General features: G+C 30.1%; 23 protein-coding genes. 16 read left to right on the top strand and 7 right to left on the bottom strand.

From position 1 onward, the window contains the following. Positions 1 to 25: 25 nt before the first annotated feature. The 16 genes from ACNQ13_RS01340 to ACNQ13_RS01415 all read left to right on the top strand — a co-directional run bounded on the left by ACNQ13_RS01340 (position 26) and on the right by ACNQ13_RS01415 (position 12,736). The gene (locus tag ACNQ13_RS01340) at positions 26 to 475 is read left to right on the top strand and encodes a hypothetical protein (protein WP_416741918.1); all 450 of its coding nucleotides are present in this window, start codon (positions 26 to 28) and stop codon (positions 473 to 475) included. After that, the gene (locus ACNQ13_RS01345) at positions 432 to 584 is read left to right on the top strand and encodes a hypothetical protein (RefSeq protein WP_418035491.1); all 153 of its coding nucleotides are present in this window, start codon (positions 432 to 434) and stop codon (positions 582 to 584) included. The genes ACNQ13_RS01340 and ACNQ13_RS01345 overlap by 44 nt, the downstream gene beginning before the upstream one ends. Further along, on the top strand, positions 574 to 1,671 hold the full coding sequence (locus ACNQ13_RS01350; RefSeq protein WP_418035492.1) for a hypothetical protein: 1,098 nt from the start codon (positions 574 to 576) through the stop codon (positions 1,669 to 1,671). Before ACNQ13_RS01345 ends, ACNQ13_RS01350 begins: the two co-directional genes overlap by 11 nt. Further along, complete coding sequence (locus ACNQ13_RS01355; RefSeq protein ID WP_418035493.1) at positions 1,671 to 2,453, top strand: MBL fold metallo-hydrolase; 783 nt, start codon at positions 1,671 to 1,673, stop codon at positions 2,451 to 2,453. The genes ACNQ13_RS01350 and ACNQ13_RS01355 overlap by 1 nt, the downstream gene beginning before the upstream one ends. Further along, positions 2,434 to 2,790, top strand: a complete 357-nt coding sequence (locus ACNQ13_RS01360) for a hypothetical protein (protein ID WP_418035495.1) — start codon at positions 2,434 to 2,436, stop codon at positions 2,788 to 2,790. The genes ACNQ13_RS01355 and ACNQ13_RS01360 overlap by 20 nt, the downstream gene beginning before the upstream one ends. Further along, complete coding sequence (locus tag ACNQ13_RS01365; RefSeq protein WP_418035497.1) at positions 2,783 to 4,135, top strand: SNF2-related protein; 1,353 nt, start codon at positions 2,783 to 2,785, stop codon at positions 4,133 to 4,135. The genes ACNQ13_RS01360 and ACNQ13_RS01365 overlap by 8 nt, the downstream gene beginning before the upstream one ends. Beyond that, on the top strand, positions 4,136 to 4,390 hold the full coding sequence (locus ACNQ13_RS01370) for a hypothetical protein (protein WP_416741913.1): 255 nt from the start codon (positions 4,136 to 4,138) through the stop codon (positions 4,388 to 4,390). Beyond that, positions 4,380 to 4,931 (top strand): hypothetical protein, encoded by a 552-nt coding sequence (locus tag ACNQ13_RS01375; RefSeq protein WP_418034357.1) that lies wholly within the window; start codon positions 4,380 to 4,382, stop codon positions 4,929 to 4,931. Before ACNQ13_RS01370 ends, ACNQ13_RS01375 begins: the two co-directional genes overlap by 11 nt. After that, positions 4,931 to 5,983, top strand: coding sequence for an adenine-specific methyltransferase EcoRI family protein (locus tag ACNQ13_RS01380; RefSeq protein ID WP_418035498.1), 1,053 nt, complete (start codon positions 4,931 to 4,933; stop codon positions 5,981 to 5,983). The genes ACNQ13_RS01375 and ACNQ13_RS01380 overlap by 1 nt, the downstream gene beginning before the upstream one ends. A 147-nt stretch (positions 5,984 to 6,130) precedes the next feature. Continuing rightward, positions 6,131 to 6,478 (top strand): hypothetical protein, encoded by a 348-nt coding sequence (locus ACNQ13_RS01385; protein WP_418035499.1) that lies wholly within the window; start codon positions 6,131 to 6,133, stop codon positions 6,476 to 6,478. Beyond that, positions 6,478 to 6,942 (top strand): hypothetical protein, encoded by a 465-nt coding sequence (locus tag ACNQ13_RS01390; protein WP_418035501.1) that lies wholly within the window; start codon positions 6,478 to 6,480, stop codon positions 6,940 to 6,942. Before ACNQ13_RS01385 ends, ACNQ13_RS01390 begins: the two co-directional genes overlap by 1 nt. Continuing rightward, complete coding sequence (locus ACNQ13_RS01395; protein WP_418035502.1) at positions 6,942 to 8,090, top strand: DNA cytosine methyltransferase; 1,149 nt, start codon at positions 6,942 to 6,944, stop codon at positions 8,088 to 8,090. Before ACNQ13_RS01390 ends, ACNQ13_RS01395 begins: the two co-directional genes overlap by 1 nt. A gap of 2 nt (positions 8,091 to 8,092) precedes the next feature. After that, positions 8,093 to 8,317 carry a hypothetical protein gene (locus ACNQ13_RS01400; protein WP_418035503.1) on the top strand — a complete coding sequence of 75 codons (225 nt, stop codon included), beginning with the start codon at positions 8,093 to 8,095 and terminating at the stop codon, positions 8,315 to 8,317. Beyond that, positions 8,310 to 10,298: a 3'-5' exonuclease family protein gene (locus ACNQ13_RS01405; protein WP_418035505.1), complete on the top strand. Its 1,989-nt coding sequence runs from the start codon at positions 8,310 to 8,312 to the stop codon at positions 10,296 to 10,298. Before ACNQ13_RS01400 ends, ACNQ13_RS01405 begins: the two co-directional genes overlap by 8 nt. A 9-nt stretch (positions 10,299 to 10,307) precedes the next feature. Beyond that, a complete protein-coding gene (locus ACNQ13_RS01410) occupies positions 10,308 to 12,302 on the top strand; it encodes a phage/plasmid primase, P4 family (protein WP_416741905.1) in 1,995 nt (664 codons plus the stop codon). Between the two features lie 35 nt (positions 12,303 to 12,337). Further along, positions 12,338 to 12,736, top strand: coding sequence for a hypothetical protein (locus ACNQ13_RS01415; protein WP_418035506.1), 399 nt, complete (start codon positions 12,338 to 12,340; stop codon positions 12,734 to 12,736). A gap of 63 nt (positions 12,737 to 12,799) precedes the next feature. Here ACNQ13_RS01415 and ACNQ13_RS01420 read toward each other — a convergent pair whose 3' ends face one another. The 7 genes from ACNQ13_RS01420 to ACNQ13_RS01450 all read right to left on the bottom strand — a co-directional run bounded on the left by ACNQ13_RS01420 (position 12,800) and on the right by ACNQ13_RS01450 (position 19,680). Further along, complete coding sequence (locus ACNQ13_RS01420) at positions 12,800 to 13,549, bottom strand: tyrosine-type recombinase/integrase (RefSeq protein ID WP_418034377.1); 750 nt, start codon at positions 13,547 to 13,549, stop codon at positions 12,800 to 12,802. An 80-nt stretch (positions 13,550 to 13,629) separates the two neighbouring features. Continuing rightward, positions 13,630 to 14,244 (bottom strand): hypothetical protein, encoded by a 615-nt coding sequence (locus ACNQ13_RS01425; protein ID WP_418034379.1) that lies wholly within the window; start codon positions 14,242 to 14,244, stop codon positions 13,630 to 13,632. After that, positions 14,237 to 14,800 (bottom strand): hypothetical protein, encoded by a 564-nt coding sequence (locus ACNQ13_RS01430; RefSeq protein WP_416741901.1) that lies wholly within the window; start codon positions 14,798 to 14,800, stop codon positions 14,237 to 14,239. Before ACNQ13_RS01430 ends, ACNQ13_RS01425 begins: the two co-directional genes overlap by 8 nt. After that, the gene (locus tag ACNQ13_RS01435; RefSeq protein WP_418034381.1) at positions 14,800 to 14,997 is read right to left on the bottom strand and encodes a variable surface lipoprotein; all 198 of its coding nucleotides are present in this window, start codon (positions 14,995 to 14,997) and stop codon (positions 14,800 to 14,802) included. Before ACNQ13_RS01435 ends, ACNQ13_RS01430 begins: the two co-directional genes overlap by 1 nt. Next, positions 14,990 to 15,385: a hypothetical protein gene (locus ACNQ13_RS01440; protein ID WP_418034383.1), complete on the bottom strand. Its 396-nt coding sequence runs from the start codon at positions 15,383 to 15,385 to the stop codon at positions 14,990 to 14,992. Before ACNQ13_RS01440 ends, ACNQ13_RS01435 begins: the two co-directional genes overlap by 8 nt. An 18-nt stretch (positions 15,386 to 15,403) precedes the next feature. Continuing rightward, complete coding sequence (locus ACNQ13_RS01445) at positions 15,404 to 16,054, bottom strand: hypothetical protein (protein ID WP_418035508.1); 651 nt, start codon at positions 16,052 to 16,054, stop codon at positions 15,404 to 15,406. An 11-nt stretch (positions 16,055 to 16,065) separates the two neighbouring features. Next, positions 16,066 to 19,680, bottom strand: coding sequence for a hypothetical protein (locus ACNQ13_RS01450; protein ID WP_418035509.1), 3,615 nt, complete (start codon positions 19,678 to 19,680; stop codon positions 16,066 to 16,068). Between the last annotated feature and the right edge of the window lie 42 nt (positions 19,681 to 19,722).

Consider the following 19,722-nt stretch of genomic DNA (forward strand, 5'->3'; position numbering starts at 1 on the left):
TAAATTTTACAAAATAGGAGCACTAATGGATAAAGAAAAAAATAAAGCTGTCAATGAAAACACACTTATAAACATAGAAAAATATTTATTTAAGTATGCTGTCTACAAAATCGACTATGAAAAGTTTAAGCAAATATTTAAGGATATTACTTTTGCTGATAATAACAGTGAGCCATTGAATGAGACAACACTATTTTTTGAAAACAAAATAAAAGAAGCATATCAAGAATATACAAATGCTGTGTTAGATTTAGTAGCAAGCGTAAAAATGGAATGAAATGTAATAAATAACTACTTAAGCACAATTATGAATGGATTTAACTTTTTATGTAGCAACTACGTTAGCAGCAAAAATAAAAGCGCTTATATAGCAATTGGGCAAGAAGAAATCCAAAAGGTTTATAAAGTTATTATGAAAGGACTTACTAATTATGAACTCTTTAAAGACACAAATAAAACTCAGAAGACTGTCTAAAAAGTTAAAAACAACAACTGGAAAAGAGCAAATGGAAGCAGCACTAGAACTTGATTATTTAGCTGGAGATTGACGTATTCCTAAAATTGAGGATATTTATGAAGATTAGGATTAAACACATATTTCTTCAAAATTTTAAAGGTGTTGACTTTTATAATAGTCTCATTTTAACAGATTACAGCTTAACTAAACCGCTAGCAATAGCTCCAAATGGTTGGGGAAAAACGACAATACTAGAAAGCATTACATTCTTGCTTGCGGGTAAAGACCTAGAAGGCAAAAAGCTAAATCCACAAAATATTAATAGCGTTCAAAAACCGGTTGCAGAAATAACACTTACTATTGATAATAAAGACTACATATTAAGTTATAAAAACAACTTATTTTACATTAATGATAATATCTATGCTACTAAAAAATACTTTAAAACAATAAATAGTTTATTAAAGACACAGCAAAAAATTTTATTAAGTATTATTTCCCCAGCATATTTTTTTACACTAACTCCTAAAGAAAAAAGAAGTCTGTTTGTTCAAGTTTTTAGTCAAAAATATGAAAATGACTTTTATAAAGAATTAGGTAGTGAGCTTGAGCAAAGAACTTTCCGAGTTTTAAAAGCACTGGATTGAGATAGCACACAATTAAAAGCTGATTACAATAGCCAAATAAGAATACAGCAAGAAAATTTAGCAATCAAGGGAATACCAACACAGCTTATTAAAAAACTAACTTCTTACAAAGATTTAAAAACAAATAAATATCTTGAACCTAAAAACGAAGTTGATAAGTTCCTGTTACCTTTTGCGCAAGAAATTGAAGTAAGCCAACAAAAATCTAGAGACGAATTACAAAAGCTTAAAATGGAACTTATAGCATTAGATCAAGTGCTTTATAGCTTTACTGAATACATTTCTCAAATTCTTAAAAAATTAAAAAGTGACTTCACTATTTCTTTAATAAATGAGAACAAAGAAAAAGAAGAGTTAGTAATTAAACATAAAAATATTAGTTTGCTAGAACTTAACACAGCAAAGCAGATAGAAATAAGCATAAGTTTAAGCACTTTATTTAGTAAATTAGTAGATTTAGACAGCTTTATTTTGCTTGATAATTGTGAGCATATCGATAGCAACAACTTAAACACATGAGCTAAAAAATATAGCCAACAATTTTTAATTACAAAGGTGGTAAATTAATGAAATTATTAAGCTATGGAAGTAATTCAAGTGGAAATTGTTATTTACTACATAATAACGGATTAAATCTTGGTTTTGATATAGGGAAAAATCCTTTTACAACTCAAAAAAGCAAACTAGCTTGAATATTTCTAAAATACCTTTTTATAAGTCATGAGCATACCGACCACACAGAGTTCCTTGTTACATTTTTAAAAAACAACTATAACGCAAAAATATTCATTAATAAAAAGTGCTATGAAGTTTTAGTTATTCGAGATAAAAGTGGTTGAGTTAGAAGTCATATATGACGGTTCATTTTTATAAGTGATTACGATAATACTTGGGAAGACGAAAACATTCAAGTTCGAGCTTTTAAGGTGAATCATAACTCAATGGCGAATAATGGTTATGTTATCAAGTTTAGAAAAACGCAAGAAAAAGTAGCATTCTTTACTGACTGTGGAAGCTTAAACTACATAACAACTAATAGTGATATTTTTAATAATTGTAAAGTTTTATTAATGGAGCTTAATCATATTCCAAATTCATTTCCTAAAACAATTAAGGAAGAAATTCAGTTCTCAAATTTTGGACACTTTTCAAAAGCGCAAGCAATTGAATTCCTGCAAAAAGTTAAGCATAAACTTTTACCTAATAGCAAAATATTTTTACTACACGCTAGCTTAAGTAATTACAACATGGAAAAGCACGACAACGACGTTGCTAAAAAGTTTCCAGAGTTCAGATTTCAACGTGTTGAACCATTAGGGACACACTTGTATGACACCGAATCTGATTAAGGAAAAGAACCTAGAAAACAGAATAAAAAAGATACTGAAAGATAATAACATAAATTATTTTAAGTTGTTCGCAAATGGAATACAAGGGGCTGGGCTAGCAGACTTATGAGTTTTTAATAACTTTTATGCCTACGCTATAGAGATAAAAAGAGACTTCAAAGTTAATAAGCCTACTATGCTCCAACTCGCAAAAGCACAAGAATTTAGAAGCAACGTAATATATCTTTTTGTGGACCAGAACAATTATAAAGAAGTTATTAAACTGATAATTACTAATAAAAATGAAGAATTAAAACAGATATCAAATCAACAATTGGAGCAATTTATAAATGACTAAACAACTATATGAATACCAAAAGCAAGGAATAGTTCAAGCGTTAAAAAATAAAAGGTTCTTGCTAGCACTAGATATGGGACTAGGGAAGACTTTTACAGCTTTAAACTATCTCCACATTTTAAAAACCAAATTACAAAATAATACACCCACTTTTATTATTGTAGATAGTAATAAAGTCGACGATTGAACGCTTGAAGCTTCATTCTTTAATTTTAAAAACTTGTACAAGGTTAAAAAGTCAAGCGATTACGACAAAATAGATAAAAATACAGATTTTATTGCGATCATAAGTTACAGAGTGCTTTCTAACCTAGTTAAAAACAAGGTAATAAATTTAAGTAAAAAATTCAACCTAATTATTGACGAAGCACAAGCACTTAAAAGCCCTACCTCACTAATTTCAAAAACACTACTCAAATACAATAAATATTATGATCGTGTCTTGTTATTGAGTGGGGACCCATTATCTAATGGTTACGAAAACTTGTATGTTTTAATGAAATTATTACAAATTTTTGACGATAAATCTACATATTTAGACTTTATGAACTGTTTTACAAAATACTACACAATGCCAAATAACAAGAGTCCTTGGGGTAATCAAGTACGCATAATTACGGGATACAAAAATGTAGAAGAGCTAATTAAGTTAGTACATTCTAAAAGCTACTTTTTAAAGAGTGAAGACGCTATAGAGCTACCAGCCAAATCACAAGAAATAATAAATGTAAAAACTTGCGATCAGTATTATGAAATGAAAGCGCAAAGAGTCACAGATTTTAATAAACCAACTCAAGTGGTTGCCGATAATTCTATTAGCCTACTACACAGTTTAAGACAGTTAGCAAGTGGAGTTATTAAAACAGATATTGGAAGTTATAAATTATATAGCTACTCAAAGCTTAATGCCTTAAAAGATATCTTAAATAGCACGAAAGAAAACTTAACGATTTTTTACAACTATAAAGCAGAAGCAGTTTATATCAGAGCTTTACTTAATGAACTAGAAATTAAGTCTTTTACAATAAACGGCCAAGGTAATGAGCTAGCGGCAGCGCTTGAATATGAAGGTAGAAAAGTGGTTCTAATTCAGTTTATTAGTGGAGCACGGGGAATTGACGGACTTCAAGAAATTAGCAAAACACAAGTCTATTTTTCACCTCCATTAAGTGGTGAGTTATTCAAGCAAAGTATTAAAAGAATACACCGAATTGGACAAAAACAAGACTGTAAATACATTTTTCTAGTAGCACAAGACAGCATTGAATTAGATATTTATAAAGCACTTAAAAACGCAAAAGACTACACACTTAAAATTTTTGAACAAGAATATAAAGGAGAATAAATGGAATTAATTTACACTCACGCTGTAGCGCAAGATAAAGAGACTGGGCAATATTATCTAGTATCTATACAACCTAGCCGCTATAGCTATACACCAGCACGCACAATTGGAGTTTTTAAAATAAATTCTGATAATGTGGAGCAGCTACAAGCCAACGCGCAATATGAAGACAGCTTAACCGCGTTTGGGAACATACCAACATTAAAATCATTAGAAAAACAATTAACTTTTAAAGGAGAACAAAATGGCAATTAATTTTACAAATGATTGAAATAAACGTATCGAAGAATTAAACAGAAAAGACGATAACAAACTACCAGCTGGAGACTATTCTGGAGAAATTATTGATGCGCAACTTTTAACAAAAGAAGCAGACGGAGCAAGATACCAAGTTGTTGAAGTTGTAGCCAAAATTTTACAACCAGCAGCATACAATGGGAAAACAGTTAAAAAGGTGTTTATTATAGACCAAGCTTACAAATATGCTTGAAGAGTACAAAAGGACCAAAACGAGCTTGACACCTTATTTATTGAGCTAAATAAAAGCTATAAAAATGAGTTTGAACTAATAAAAGCACTTTACGAATTCAAGTCTGAATTAACACCAATCCAAATTACAATCACCAATAGAGAATCAAAAGATAAAACAAAAACTTATTATGACGTCACAATTCACAGTTTAAAAACTAAAACAACGTCAGCAACATTAGAAGCTAAAAATGAACTTAATAGTTTAAAAGAAAACAGAAAAGACGAAATTAGTAACTCAATGGAAGACTTATTTAATTTAGTTTAATGAGTGTAAAAAGTAATTTCGAACACGTTAAAAAACAAAAAGAAACAGTTAAAACAAAGAATGTGCTAGACAATTTTACAAGCTTTCAAAATAAACACGAAACCTTAAACGGTGCTATGAATGTAGCTAGAAAAGCTAAAATGGACGAATGATATACACCGTATGAGACTATAGAAAACGAAATGAATGTTTGACTTGAAATCAATCCAGAGTTTTTTAAAGATAAGCACATAGTTTGCCCTAGCGACAGAGTAGAAAGAGAACTTTTTGGAAAAGTAACGCCAGAGACAGCTTCTCAATTTTGAACCTATTTCCATTTAAATTTTGAAAAATTAGGACTAAAACAACTAACAGCTACTTACTTAAAAAATGATAATGAAGAGCATTCATATCGATATGACTATTTTGGTGGAGACGATAATAATATATTTAGTTTTAAAAAGCAGCAGTTAGAAAATGACGGGAACTTCTTTAATGAAGAAATAATTCAAATCCTAAAAGAAGCTGATTACACTATAACTAATCCACCTTTTAGTTTATGGAGTAAATGATATAACGTCTTACTAGAAAATAATATCAACTTTATTGTGATCGGTAATAAGCTATCTGTAGGTTATAGCAATGTTTTTCCTCATTTTATCCAAGGTAAATATAATCTAGCATACACCACTCCTAAATACTTTTTAAAATATCCTTCTGGTGCTGGTGGAAGTGAAGAAGAGAGTCTAGTTTCTTTATCGGGATTAACGTCTTGAATTACTAATTTACCAGTTGCTTATAAAAAACGAGATATTTTTAAGGAGCAGGAAGTAAAAGAGTATGTTATTGAATACATAGACGGAACTGATATTGTCAATATTAATAAATTGAAAGAAATAGAAGACTTCTTTAAAGACTATACTAAAGAGTTAGCAGTTCCAGTTACATTCGCTTATAGTTGGGATAAAGACGCGTCTCCTTATAACATTTTAAGGCAGCTGGAGAAAGATAAATGTTTTGTTAATGGTGTTCGTAAATTTACAAGGCTAGTGATTAAAAAGAAAAATGCTTAATGGCTTCAAAAGAAAAACGATCAAAGTTTTAGCCCAATTAATAACTACTATTGAGCACCAAGAAGAAAAAATTAAACAACTAGAAAAAGAAATAAACAAATTAAAAAAGCGACGACAGTCGCCAATAAGAAAACATAAGGAAGAATAATGAAGCAACAATATCCAGAAAAATTTTTATATAGATTATGAGTTGTGGATAATGCTATAACGCTATATGCTGACGCTGATAATCCAGAAGATTTTATTGAGTATGGAGAATATGAAACACTGGAAGAAACGGATACAGCAATTAAAGAATTTATAACTAATACACTGTGGGAATGAGAGTATATAAGCTTTATAAATCCAGACACTTTAGAAATAGAAAGTAATTATATGAATTTTAGAAATTTTAGTTATGAAGATATAAAAAACAACTTTAAAGTCGAAAAAGTTTATGTCTTGCTGAATGGTGAAAAAAAGACAGCTTGAGAATTAGAAGAAATGGAGAAATAATGTATCAGTCAAAAATTAAATTGTTAAGAGATTATATAAATAACGAAACAGAAGAAGTTATCAAAATTTTAACTGAAAAAATAGATACTAAAAGAGCAACAAATAAAGTTGTTTTAGAAATGTTTGCTAAAGCTGGATTATCAAGAAAAAGCAAGGTGTGATATAGATTAAAAAAAGAAACTTACCGCGACGCAACATTTTTAGAAGTAAGTGTTGGCTTTAGTAGTAAGTTCAGAATAATTTTAGTGGAACGCTTTAAATATGGTGTATATCATTATGACTTCTGAATAATCAAAAACGACTCTATAAACTTTATTCACGACGAAAGCTTTTGTACAAAATGACAGTTAAAAGACATTAATGCTATAAGAGTAAAATTAAAAAATATATGAACACATTACTTTCTAGCTAATTCGTATTCAATGAGTACAAGCCAAATTCTGGGATATTTAAAATTAATCTAATGAGTATAAAATTATTAGAAACTTTTGCTGGTTATTCCAGTCAAGAATTAGCTTTAAAACAATTAGGTGTAAATGTAGAAACTGTAAATAAAGTTGAATGATATGTTTATGCGATATTAGCTAACTACACTTTAAGTGGTGTAAAATGCGATCCTGAAAATAATAAAACAAAAGAACAAATGATAGAAGAGCTAGCCAAATACAACTTCTCACTAGACACCAAAACAGTAGCAAGCGCTAAATCTTGAAATTCATTTAGTAAAGAAAAATTGGCTTCAATGTATCCATATTTAATTAAGTGAGCAACAGAATTTAGTGTTGATATTTCTCAAGTGGAAAACATTAAAAGTGAAGTTGATATATTTACTTATTCATTCCCATGCCAAGATATTTCTAACAATGGAAAAAAGGCTGGTTTTAAAGATAATACAACTCGAAGTGGTTTAGTTTGAGAGATTATTAGAATACTAAAAAACAGTGATATAAAGCCTAAAATTTTAGTAATGGAAAATGTATCAAATATAGTCTCTTCACGCTTTATAGAAGATTTTAACAGCATTATTCAAGAGTTAAACGAGTTAGGATATGTATCAACTTATAAAGTTCTAGACGCAACAAATTTTGGAGCAAATCAAGGCCGTAAAAGAGCATTTATGGTATCAGTTCATAGAGACTTTTCTACAGTTCCTTTTGATTTTAATTCACTTGAAACTTATCAAACAAATAAAACACTAGGAGAATTTTTAGATTTAAATACTGATCGTAAAGAAGTGGTAGAAAGCACTAATGTTTTAGCTTCAGGAAATTACAAAATTCGTAAAACTGAATACGGAGAGCAAAACATTGACTTACTTTATCGTTCATATAAAGCTGAAAACAGAGTGCTAACTTTAAATAATAAAATAACTCCAACTATTTTATCTTGTGTCCCAACACACCCTTGTTTAACATATGATAATAAAGTTTTTCAATTCAATAATAAGGATAGATTAATGCTTATGGGCTTAAGTGATAAACAAGCAAGTAGTCTTGTACAAAACGATTTATTAACAGCTGGAGCACTTTTAAAATTAGCTGGAAACAGTATCTATGTAGGAGTGCTAAAAGAACTATTTAAACAGATTATTAAACAGTATTGAGAGGATTAATTATGGAATGAACAATGGCAGAATGAAAGCATAACTACAAGGAGCTAGGTCAAGCACATATAAGTAGTGATAATAAAATTGGAGAAATATTTAATTCATTTTATTGAGATAAAAAAGAAAACTTTAATTTTGACGGGGTTGTGTTCGCTAGAGAGTTAGATATGACAGATGGAAAATATACTTGAGAACTTAGCCTAAAAATTCAAAAAGTAGAAAACAATGAATAATATTACTGAAAAACTTAATTCAATTCCTTGCGACATCTGAATTTACGACTTCGAAGTTTTTAAAAAGTTTTGGTGTGTTACATTTTATAACTTAAAAACTAAAGAATTAATAACTGTTAAGAATGATTATTTTGCCTTAAAACAATTAATGACTTTTAAAATTAAGGGAATACTAGGTGGATTTAATTCAGTAAGATATGACGACTGAATACTAAAAGCAATTCTTCAAAATTGTGACCCATATGCTTTATCACAGTGAATTATTAGAGACAAAAAAGCACCTTGAGAATATAGTGCTGTAAAGCTTAAAAACTTACCTATAGCAACTTTTGACGTAGCAGACTTAATTTCCCCAAGTCGTATGAGTTTAAAAAAATATGAAGCGTTTTTAGGTGTTTCTATCGAAGAAAGTGACGTCCCTTTTGACTATGTAGAAGACTTAAACGAGCAGCAAATTGAAGCAGTTGTTAAATATAATATTTACGACGTTAAGGCAACAGCCTTCTTACTATTAAAGTTTATTGATCAACTGATAATTAAAATGAATTTAGTAACTGATTATAATCTTCCTACAGCTTCCTTAAGCAAGACAAACAGCCAAATAACAGCCACAATTTTTAAAGCTGATAAAAACAAATTACCACATTATACATACTACAAATACAAAGCACCACAAAACATTAAAGAGCTTTATCAAAAGTATGCTCCACAGTATAAGTGAATAATAGAAAAATTCGAAAGTATTACATATAAAACACAATACGCAACAGATTACATTAAAGAGCAAGTAGAATTCGACTTACCATTCCAAGATATGAGCCTAAAGTTTGCTTCTGGTGGATTACACGGAGCTGTGGAAAACTATTTAAGTACTAAAGACGAAAATATAATAACAATTGATATTACTAGTAACTATGGAGCGCTTATAGCTAAATACGGCTATGGTAGCAGAGCAACACCTAATATGAGTGAGCAAATGCAGCAACTTTTTAATGAAAGAGTAAAAATAAAACATATAGATAAAATAAAGTCAGCATATTTAAAAGACTTGATAGTGCGCCCTTTTGGGGCTATGGATTACAAGTATAATCCACTATGAGACCCACAACAACGCCAAAGTATCTGTATTACAGGGCAGCTTATTATATTCTTGCTTACCGTTATGTTAAGCCCTTACGTTTATTTCCTACAAGTTAATACTGACGGTATTTATTTCAGACTTGATAATGAAAAGCATTTAGACAAAATAAAAGAGCTAACACAAATATGGGAGCAAGAAACAAAAATGGGGCTAGAATGGGACTTTAACAAAAAGATATATCAAAAAGACGTTAATAACTACATATTAATAAATAACAAGGATAAAGTTAAAGCAAAAGGAGCCCAAGTTAAGTATTGAGATAAACAGTTCGATAACCTAGATTACAATACAGTACGTGGAAATGTAAATAATAACTTAACTGTAATAGATAAGTGCGTAGTGAATTATTTTGTCTATGGTATTCCAGTTATGGAGACTTTAAAGGCTGAAACTGAACTAATTAGATTTCAATTCGTTTTTACAATTAATGGTAATTTTACAGATACCTTTTTTGGTGATATACAACTCAAACCGCGAAAAGTTTGACGTATTTTTTACACTAAAAATGGAAGTCCTATTTTTAAGGCTTACAAGCAAAATGAGGTATGAAAAAAGGATAAAGTCCCACAAAGCAGTGAGCGAAATACAATCATAACAACTGATATTAGAAAACTAAAACCGCAAGACGTAGAACTCGATTACGACTATTACGAAGCTATTGCGTTAAATCGAATTAACTTATATAAATACGGAAATGGTAGCAACAAGGAAACAATAACAAACACTTATCCCGGTGAAGCTTACGAGTGCTATTTATGTGGAGCTTCATTACTTAACGAGAGTGTAATTAGAAAAATTTTTGATAATGAAGTTTGTATGGAGTGCTACATTAAACAATAAGGAGAGAGTATGGAACAACAAGAAATGAAAGAAAAAGTTATAAGTTTTTATAATAAATCTAATTTTATAATTCTTAATGAAAATAAGGTTCCAAAAGCAAGCATTAAGTCAAAAAGCAACTGACAGACTTTTAGCAATTGTGCTAGTGAAAGCAACCTTGGAATTATTCTTGAAGACGACTGAATAGTTATCGACGTTGATAATAAAGATAATCCCCTTTCTTCAACAAAATTAATAGAGCTAATAGAAAAAGAACGCTGAATTGTGAATATTATGGAAACTGAAAGGGGACACCACTTTTGATTTAAAGCACCAAAAGACTTCAAAAACGCAGTTGATATTATGCTTCCACTTGGTATTAGAGCTGATATCAAAACTGTTAATAATGCTTATGTTGTAGTTAAAAAGAATGGGACTTTTAGAAAGTGAGTAAAATTCTACGGATTTAATGTTGATAAGCTCCCTATTGAACTTACACCTTTAAGCAAGCAAAATTCTTACACGGATATCCCTTGTCCAACTAATTTACAAGAAGGTTCACGTCGTGATAACTTGTTTAGTAGAATTCCGTTTTTAGTACGTGAAGGACTTGCTAAAGATACAATCAAAAGAATTATAAGTTTAATCAATACATACTTTTTTGCTGAGCCTTTAGGGGCTTCTGAAGTTGCTGGGTGCTTTCTAAATTTTGACCAATTTTTTAATCAAAAAGAACAAGAGTGAGCTGGTGAAGACGGTAAGTTTAACCTACATAAATTTATAGCGTTTTGTATTAAAGAATTCAAGATTACACGCTATGCGTCTCAAGTTTATTTTTACGACGAAAAGAAAAACATTTATGTGCGTGACGAAGCTAAATTACAAGGAAAAATATATGAGCTTTATCCTACTTTATCGGTTGCTCGTCTTAATGAAATATTAAATAACTTTAGAATTAATTCCAACGTTCCAGACCGTGAGCCAGAAAAAAATATCATTGCTTTACAAGACTGTTTGTTTGACGTGGAACGGTACGAAGCTAAACCTTTCTCCCCAGTTTATTTTGTTATTAATAAGATTAATGTTTGATATTCTAATAATCGCCACAACCCAGAAGAAATAGACACTTTTGTTCGTCAAGTATGTAATAACGACGAAGACCTAGTTAAAGTGATTTATGAATTTATAGGCTACTGTTTAACTTTTGATTTAAAATTTCAAAAATCCTTATTAATTTTTGGGCAGACAGCTTCAAACGGTAAAAGTACATTTTTAGAAGTGCTCCATTACTTTTTTAGTGCTGAAAACATTTCGAACTTATCTCTAGAAGACTATGAAAGACGTTTCAAAACAGCGCAACTCCTTGATAAAATGATTAATATTGGGGGTGATATTTCTACCAACCATATTCAAGAGCCAGCAGAATTTAAAAAAGCGGTTACAGGTGACCCAATGAGCACTGAATTCAAAGGTAAAGACGTCTTCTCATTTAAGAACAGAGCTAAAAATATTTTTGCTACTAATAAGCTACCAACCACAAGCGATAAGAGCGACGGGTTCTTTAGACGTTTTATAATTGCTAATTTTAACGCTGATTTTCGTGGTGCTAAACGTGATATTAATATTCTTGATCGCTTACTTACAAAAGAGAATATGACAGCATTATTTAACCTAGCTCTTGACGGATTAAAACGTTTAAGAGAGCAAAAGCAATTTACAGAATGTGGAGCTTCTGATAAAACATTGCTAGAGTATTCAGAAAGCAATAACAGTGTTATATTATTCTTTAAACAGTCTCCTGAATTTAAAGACGAAGACTATAGCTCTGGGGAAATTGTAATTAATAAGTCAGTACTTCAGCTTTACGACCAGTACAAAACATTCTGTGAAAGTTCCAAAAACAAAATGGTTACATTAAACAACTTTAAAAGTGAAGTATTACAGATTTATAATCATTTAAACTTACAAGTTGTTAAAGTTCCGGAAAATGGTTTATATCAGCTTAAATTTTTAGAAAGTAATTAGTATAATTATTAATGTAAAACAAAAAGGAGAAATTTATGAGACGAATACCAAAATGAGCAAAAATTGCTTTAATAATGCTTTCTATATTAATAATATTGAGTGGTGTGGTATTTTTACCATTAAGCGCTTTAGTTTTTAAATCAGATAAAGCTGTAACCGCATTTGGAACAATTTTTGTGCTATGTACTTTAGTTGCTGGTGGTTTAGCAATTTATGGTGGTGTTGAAGAAAGACGTGGAATAGAAAGAACTCGTCAAGCGACTTGAAATATAGAAAAAATATTAAGAGAAAATATGGCTAATAATCAAAATCAAAAAACAACTCCAACTAGCACTGATAGTAATTCAAGAATTCAAGAACTTGAAAAAGAACTCAAAACACTAAAAGCTGATAAACAAGTAAACTCATATTTTGAGTGAGAAAATAAACGTTAATTAATACACTTTAAAGGTGTATTTTTTTATATGGGTAAAGAAAAAGAAGTCCCCAGACTTCTACTACATAAACTTGTCGTATTCTTCTTGTTTTTGACGTTTATTAATATTTAAGTATCCAAAAGTAGTGTTTATATTACTGTGTCCCATTTGCATTTGTACTGTTTTAGGATTAGCTCCATTTAGCAGCATATGTGTTGCGAATGAACGTCTTAAAGTATGTAAGCTAACATTTTTCTTATAAAATATCTTTTTAAGGTAATAACGCATTTTTTCATATTTCAAAAGTTTGTTATTTCTTTTTTTAACTTCTTGTTTAATTCCTTCTCAACTTTCTTTCTTGTATAGGATTTCACGAGTTTTTCTACCTTTACCTTTAACATATAAGCTACTACCAACTTGTGTTATATGGTGTATTTCGTCAGCACGAATTCCAGTTTGGAACATAAACAAAAAGAGTTTTTTATAAAATAGTATTAATTCTTGATCGTCTTTTTTAGGCTTTAAAAACTTTTCAATTTCTTCTTTTGTAAGTACAGTTCTATAAATCACACCTTGAGTTTCCAGTTTTAAAAATTTAAGTTCATTAGCTTCTTCTGTTTTGCCTAAAAATTCAAAATACATTGCTAGTATAACTTTATATACGCTTTTTGTTGACGGTTTCATTTTTGATGTAACAAGCATTTTTTTAACTTCATTAATGGTTGTACAGTTTTGAAATTTTTTTAATACTTTTACATAGCTATTAATTGTTCCGATTGTTAAATTTTTACGCTTAGTATATTTAATAAAATTCTCAATATCGTTAAACATAACTATCTCCTACTCTAATTATAACTCACATATAAAAAAATATATAAATAAAAATTTAAAAGAAAAAGCACGCTAGGTGCTTAAATAGAATTTATAACGTTTTTAATTTCTTTTAAACTTGTATCAACTCCCACTGCTTCAAGCGCTTGAGTTACTTTTATTTTCTTTTCTTTCTGTGTATCTGTTAAATTCTCGCATATATCTCTGATTTGAAATAATGTGTTAGCGTCAATGCGTTGGGCTGTTTTACTTAATACATACGCTAACTGATTTATAATTTTATCAATTTTTGCTTCATTTTTGGTAAGTTGTTTAAGCATTTCTTGTTTTTTCTCCTTGATTTCTTCTTTGGTTAAAGTAATATCTTCGTGTTTTAATAATTCTTCTTTTATCAGCTTTTTATATTTTCTATGTAGCAAGGTTTGAGATATTTTAAGTGTTAAACTTCAAGCAATAAATATTCAGACACTAATACCACTAATAAATTTTGAAATATTAGCACTGTTTCAACTATCTGTATTAAATTCAGCTAATAATATTTCAAGCGTAGAGCCATTTTTAAAAGGTATTAATAGCATTAAAAGTGTAAATAGTACGATCACACAAAATACTAAACACGCTACTAATATTTTTTTACTTCTGGCTGTTAACGGCTTTTTACTTAAATGAAAATATTCTAGTGGATTTTTATTCATTATTGCCTTCTTGTTCTTCCTGCTCTTTTATTGCTTCATTTAATAGTTTAAGTGTTTCTCTTTTGCTTTTTCTTTCGTTGGCTTCTATAACTTCAAAAATGTTAAGTAATTGAGTAAATTCAGCTTCTGGAATCATATTTTCACGGTATGCGGTATGAATGTTATATTTAATAAGTCCAATAGATACATAACTTAATGAACTTGTAATCATTAAACATAACGCAAAAAGAAGTGTCATTGTAGCGATAAAGAATCCGAAACCTAAAGCGTTTTGCTCTTCAACTTCTGTGTAAAAAGTCCCACCATAAATTTCTTTTACTTTTGCTACAACTTCAGGAGCTATATTACTTTCTTTTGCTACTTTTTGAAATTGTTCTCACCTTGGGTCAACAATAGGCTCTTGCTTATAAATGTAAAAAGCTTTAGCAAACTCGTTATAACCGTCGTGCGCTATCGAAGCAATGATAAGACAGAAGCTTAAAATACTGATTAAAATAGCGCTAATGTAAATTATTCTTTGCTTTGTTTTTGAAAGCGTTTGTAGTCATTTTAACATTATTTAGCTCCGTTTTCTACAGCTGGTGCTGGTTGTGCTACTGGTTGAGCTGTGTTGTTTTTATCTGCTGGTTTTACTTTATCAATAATCTTTTTGAATGGATTTTTGAATTTGTTTGTACAAGAAGCTGACGCAACAAGTGGTGCTGCTACAACAACTGGAGCAATAGCTCCTAAAAATAAGAATTTTTTATTCATTGTTACCTCCTTTCTTGGTAATAATTCACTTATCATATAAGCGCTGTTCTCGACGCGTAAGTCTAGCATTCATTTCTATTTTTTCCTTTATCATTTTAAGCTGTTCTACAGTTTTAATACTACGTTCCCCACGGTTAAATATTCAACGTCATATCACTGGAAGACCTTTAACTAGGAATACACTGGCTTCAATAAGCCCCTCAATACACATAGCAAGCACGAAAGAAGCTCTAGCTGCTCTACCAAGAGCACTCCACTGTGTTAAGTCGGTTATAGCTTTAACTTGGTCTAGCTGCTCTTGACTTGCTATAGTTGGTATTTTGTTTAATATTTGAGCGTCTGTGGCTGGTATAAAGTACAAGATTATAAATGCTATTAATAATATCAATGTTGCCTCCTTTCTTGCTTATGCTGCGATATAAACACATACAGCTTCAATGCTCTTAATTCCATTATTTGAAGTGCTTCAAGTCGCATTGTAAAGAGTGTGATATCCCGCATATTTAACATATAAATCACGCCAACGACTAGCATATCCACTTGAACCATTTGGACGAACTTCAAAATAGTAAGCTCTAGGTTCTCCACCGTCTCCATTTGCGATCACATTAAAACCGTATTTAGTAGTTAAGTTATCTGGCACAAAACTAAATGTTCTGCTGTTCCCATTGGTAAAATTAATGATAATATTAATGCCTAAAATAGTATCTGAACCACCATTTGTTAAATATCATAAGTTTAATTCAGAATTGTATGCTGGACAGTTACCACTCTTTTTGACTGTACTTAATGGTTTAATACTTCCACCAGCTGGTTTTTCTTTCAGCTGTGATATATCACTTTTATTTTGATTTATTGAGCTTTCTAATGTTTTTAATTTTTCGTCGTGGGTATTTGTTAAACTATCAGTAGTGCTTTTAAAAGTTGTAAATTCGTCGTAGTTTGTATTAATGCTGTTTTTTATCTCATTAATATCTTGCGCTCTGATTAAATTTACTTCATTGACGTTAGCGGGGACTGCTATATCTTTTTTATCTTTAAAATTTACTTTTGCCATTTAGTCTCCTTTTATGCGTTTAGTGAATAAATAATATCTTTAATAATAATTTCAGTGTTGCTTGCGATTTCTAACTCGTCTTCTCATTGTGTTAGTTTTCTATAACTGTCTGGATTATCACCACCAATTCTGAAGTTTTTAATTACAAAATCTAAACTTGCGCTTTTAGTTGTGTAGACAATGAATGGAACTTGAACTCATACTGTGTTATTTTTAATTGTTTTTTCGTATTTTGTCATATCTAACTTATGATTTGCCACTTCTAACTCCAAGCTTCCGTCTGGTTTCTTTAAGTAGACGTCACATAGAATGTTGTAGCTCTTAAGTTTCTTGATATTATCAGCATTTGAAAAAATAGAAGCTACTAAAACACTTAATTCTTTATCAACTTTAATGCTGTCAGTCACTTGATCATAATATCCAAAATTCATTTCAATTGTTGCCGTAAAAGTAATATTTTCATTTGCGGTTTTTATTATTTTGTTGTTGAAAGTAGCTAATTTAGAAAAGCCGTCATTTCCTATTAAGTGTCAAGTGCTATCAATATTATTATTACTAATATAGTTGAGTACGTTCTCATTCATATATGAGTATGCTGTTACCTTATTTTCTATTTGTTTAACGTCGTCAATTGGTAGTGATATAAGCATATTAGAACTCTCAAACCTAGCAATTTCTACCGCATCTCCAAGATATCTGTAATTTTCTCTACCGTTTTCTAATTTATAAATGAATGGGTTTTGGATAATTGTGTAAGGCTTTTTGTTAAATAATGTACTTCAGACATTACCTGTTCCGTCCACGAATTGGAAAACATTCTCTTCTCAAAATACAATAGGCACAACTGGCATTTTTAATAATTCACGTCTAGTTTCATTTGTATAAAAGTCTCCAGTGATTTGAAGCATTTTGCTGTCTTGCGTTCTGTCAGCGCTTTTAATATAGTAGTGTAATGAATATAATTCTGTGTCGTCTTGGTCTTCGTACATACTTAAAAGTACAAGTGCGTCAGTACCTAGTTGACTAATCTTATATATTTCTTTTACTTCGTCTCTGTCAAAAAAAGCTATTCCATTTTTATAAGGTTCTAATTTTCTAGGTCTGACATTATCTGGTTCTAGTGTGTTATCTTGGCTTAAATTGAAAGGTATTACATAATTAACATTATCAACGTCAGCATAGGTATAAATAAGCTCGTTATTGATTATAAGTGGTTGAGTTACATAGTCTTGAAAGTATTCATTATAAAATTGTTCCACTTTAAAATTAAGTTGGAAAGCTTTTTCTTTATCTTCTTCAATTAGTAATGTAAAAGGACACCTTCCTACCAGTTTATATTTATTAATTTGAGTTGTATATTGTGGTAATCTCATTTCAAAAAGATTAACTCTAAAAAGTGTCTCGTAATTAACTGTCTGTCCAGCTTCATTCATTATTAAACTTCTAGGGAGTTCTAAAGATACTAACACCTTATTACCTAAATAAAAGTCAAGTACGTGATTATTGTTTTGAGCGTTACGTCTTATTTTATAACTTGTTTCTAGTTTAACGTTATCTTTTAAAAATAATGAGTTTTTTATTAAGTTGTCAACATTTTCTATATTTTCTTCAAGAAGGAGATCGTATTCTATGCTGTTCATACGCTTAATTAAATAATAAACCACTTGCTCGTAAAATTCTTCAGCGTCGTAACTTAATGTAAATTTTAAATTGTGGACGTTTCAAGAACGTGTTTCTTGTGTTGAATTGTTGAGAATAATATTTTTTTTCTTATTTAAAACAAAGGTTCCATTAGGAAGACTTGGGTTAAGAATATCAAGCCCAATTTCAATTTCTACCGGTTTTTTTAATTTAAACCTAGCAATATCAGAAACCTCCATATTTGAGAAGAATTTACGTCAACCGTCTTCAAAAGTGAAATCTTTTTTTCCAGTAAAACCGGCACGAAGTGTTCTATGTTTTTTCTCTTCATTTGCGGTAGAAATAGCATAACCTAGTTTAGGACGTGCTTCTTGGGCTTCTAAACCATAATTTCCTTTTCACTTTTCTAATCATTCTTCTTGGGCTTTGCGATCACTATCACTTGTAGTATCCCACGTAATGTTTTCTGGTAAGGTTGTACGACCTATTTTGTAACTTTTTGCCTCTTGACTTAATTCTAGTAACAATCTAAACTCACTTTTAGTAAGCAATTGTTCATATCCAGTTAAGCCGTCAACTTCTTCATAGTTATATTCTTTAGGTAAAAAGACTACTCTTAAAAATTCGTCTGCGTCTTTGCTTTCAACATAGCTAATAATTTTAATATCTTTAGCGTCTGTATATCTAGCATATAAATTTGGGCTTGTTTGTTTTTCTAATGTGATATATCCACCACGTAATAACTCAATTTTATTATTTAAAATATCTACTTTAACTCTACCATATCAAGTGGTTCCAACTTTTGTATGTAGCAAGAAGTCGTAGGTATCTGTTTCTTTTGCGCTTTCGTTGAAGTCAATTAACTTAACGTCTTCTTTTCTAGGTGGTAATGCTCTTCCGTCTGCGCCTTCTTCAAGCGCTGATTTAAGCTCTTCAATTTCAAGTGATAAAGCGTCGAGTTCTTTCTTTTGGTTGTCTAAATTACTTTGTGCCAAGTCTAGTCATTGCTTTTTATTTTTATAACTTTTTTGTCCAGTTATAAAGTCAGTTATATATCCACCAGTAAAACTTGAATTTTTTTCGTTTTCTTCTCTTTGACGTTTTAAGGTTTCATAACTAGCTGTCTTTTTGCCGACTTCTTTTTGTTTTTCAATATATTGTTTTTGAATTGCTTCACGACTTAAGAGTGTTCTTTTGTCGAAACCTAAACTTCACAAGTTAAACTTGAATAATGGTCTAACAGTTTGAAATTCTGGGTTATCTATAAAGTCATTAAGCTTGATAAAATTACCTTCACGATCAAGAATTAAAATGTAGTTTAATTTAGATAATTTAACTTTTCAAGGTACTGGTAATAGTTCTGGGTCTTTTGAGTTTCCATAGGTAAAAACATTTCGAATAGTTGAAGGTGCTTCTTCACCATTGATAACTTTAAAGTTGTTATATGTAAGTTGTAAGTTGCTAAACTTTTGGTTATTGTCTGCTGTTAAAACACGTCATTGAACTAAAACATTGTACTTATGAATGTACTCATTTAAATAAATGTTATTAATATCTTTATATTCGCTATTTAATCTTTGGAGTTGCGCTGGTAAAGAAGCACTTTCAGCAAGACCGTTTGCTAGTATGTTTGAAATTTCTACACTAGGATTAAGTAAGACATTTATTAAAGCGTTAATACCATTTGTTTTTAAGTTGCTACTCTTTTCAAAAAGCATTGAGTTATATTGTTCTTTGTACTCAGCTGAGTAATCTTTTAAAAACTGATAGAATGTGCTGTCTAAATTTGGGTACCTAAATTTTAAGTTTTCTTGTTTTCTCTGAATTTGTTTAAGACTAATATTTTTTGGTATATCCATATTAGTACGCTTGGGAATTTTTGTATCCTTGGAAAACATATAAGTAAATAAGTCTGTTATCCACTTCTCCCCTTTATCTGTACTATTTTTAAATGTTTCATAATCAAGTAACGGGTACTTTTCCATTTTTGCTCCTTTTTTAATTTTTTAAGAATTTTTATATAATTT

It is taken from the genome of Mycoplasma milvi, assembly GCF_048284715.1.
Taxonomy (GTDB): domain Bacteria; phylum Bacillota_I; class Bacilli_A; order Mycoplasmatales; family Metamycoplasmataceae; genus Mycoplasmopsis.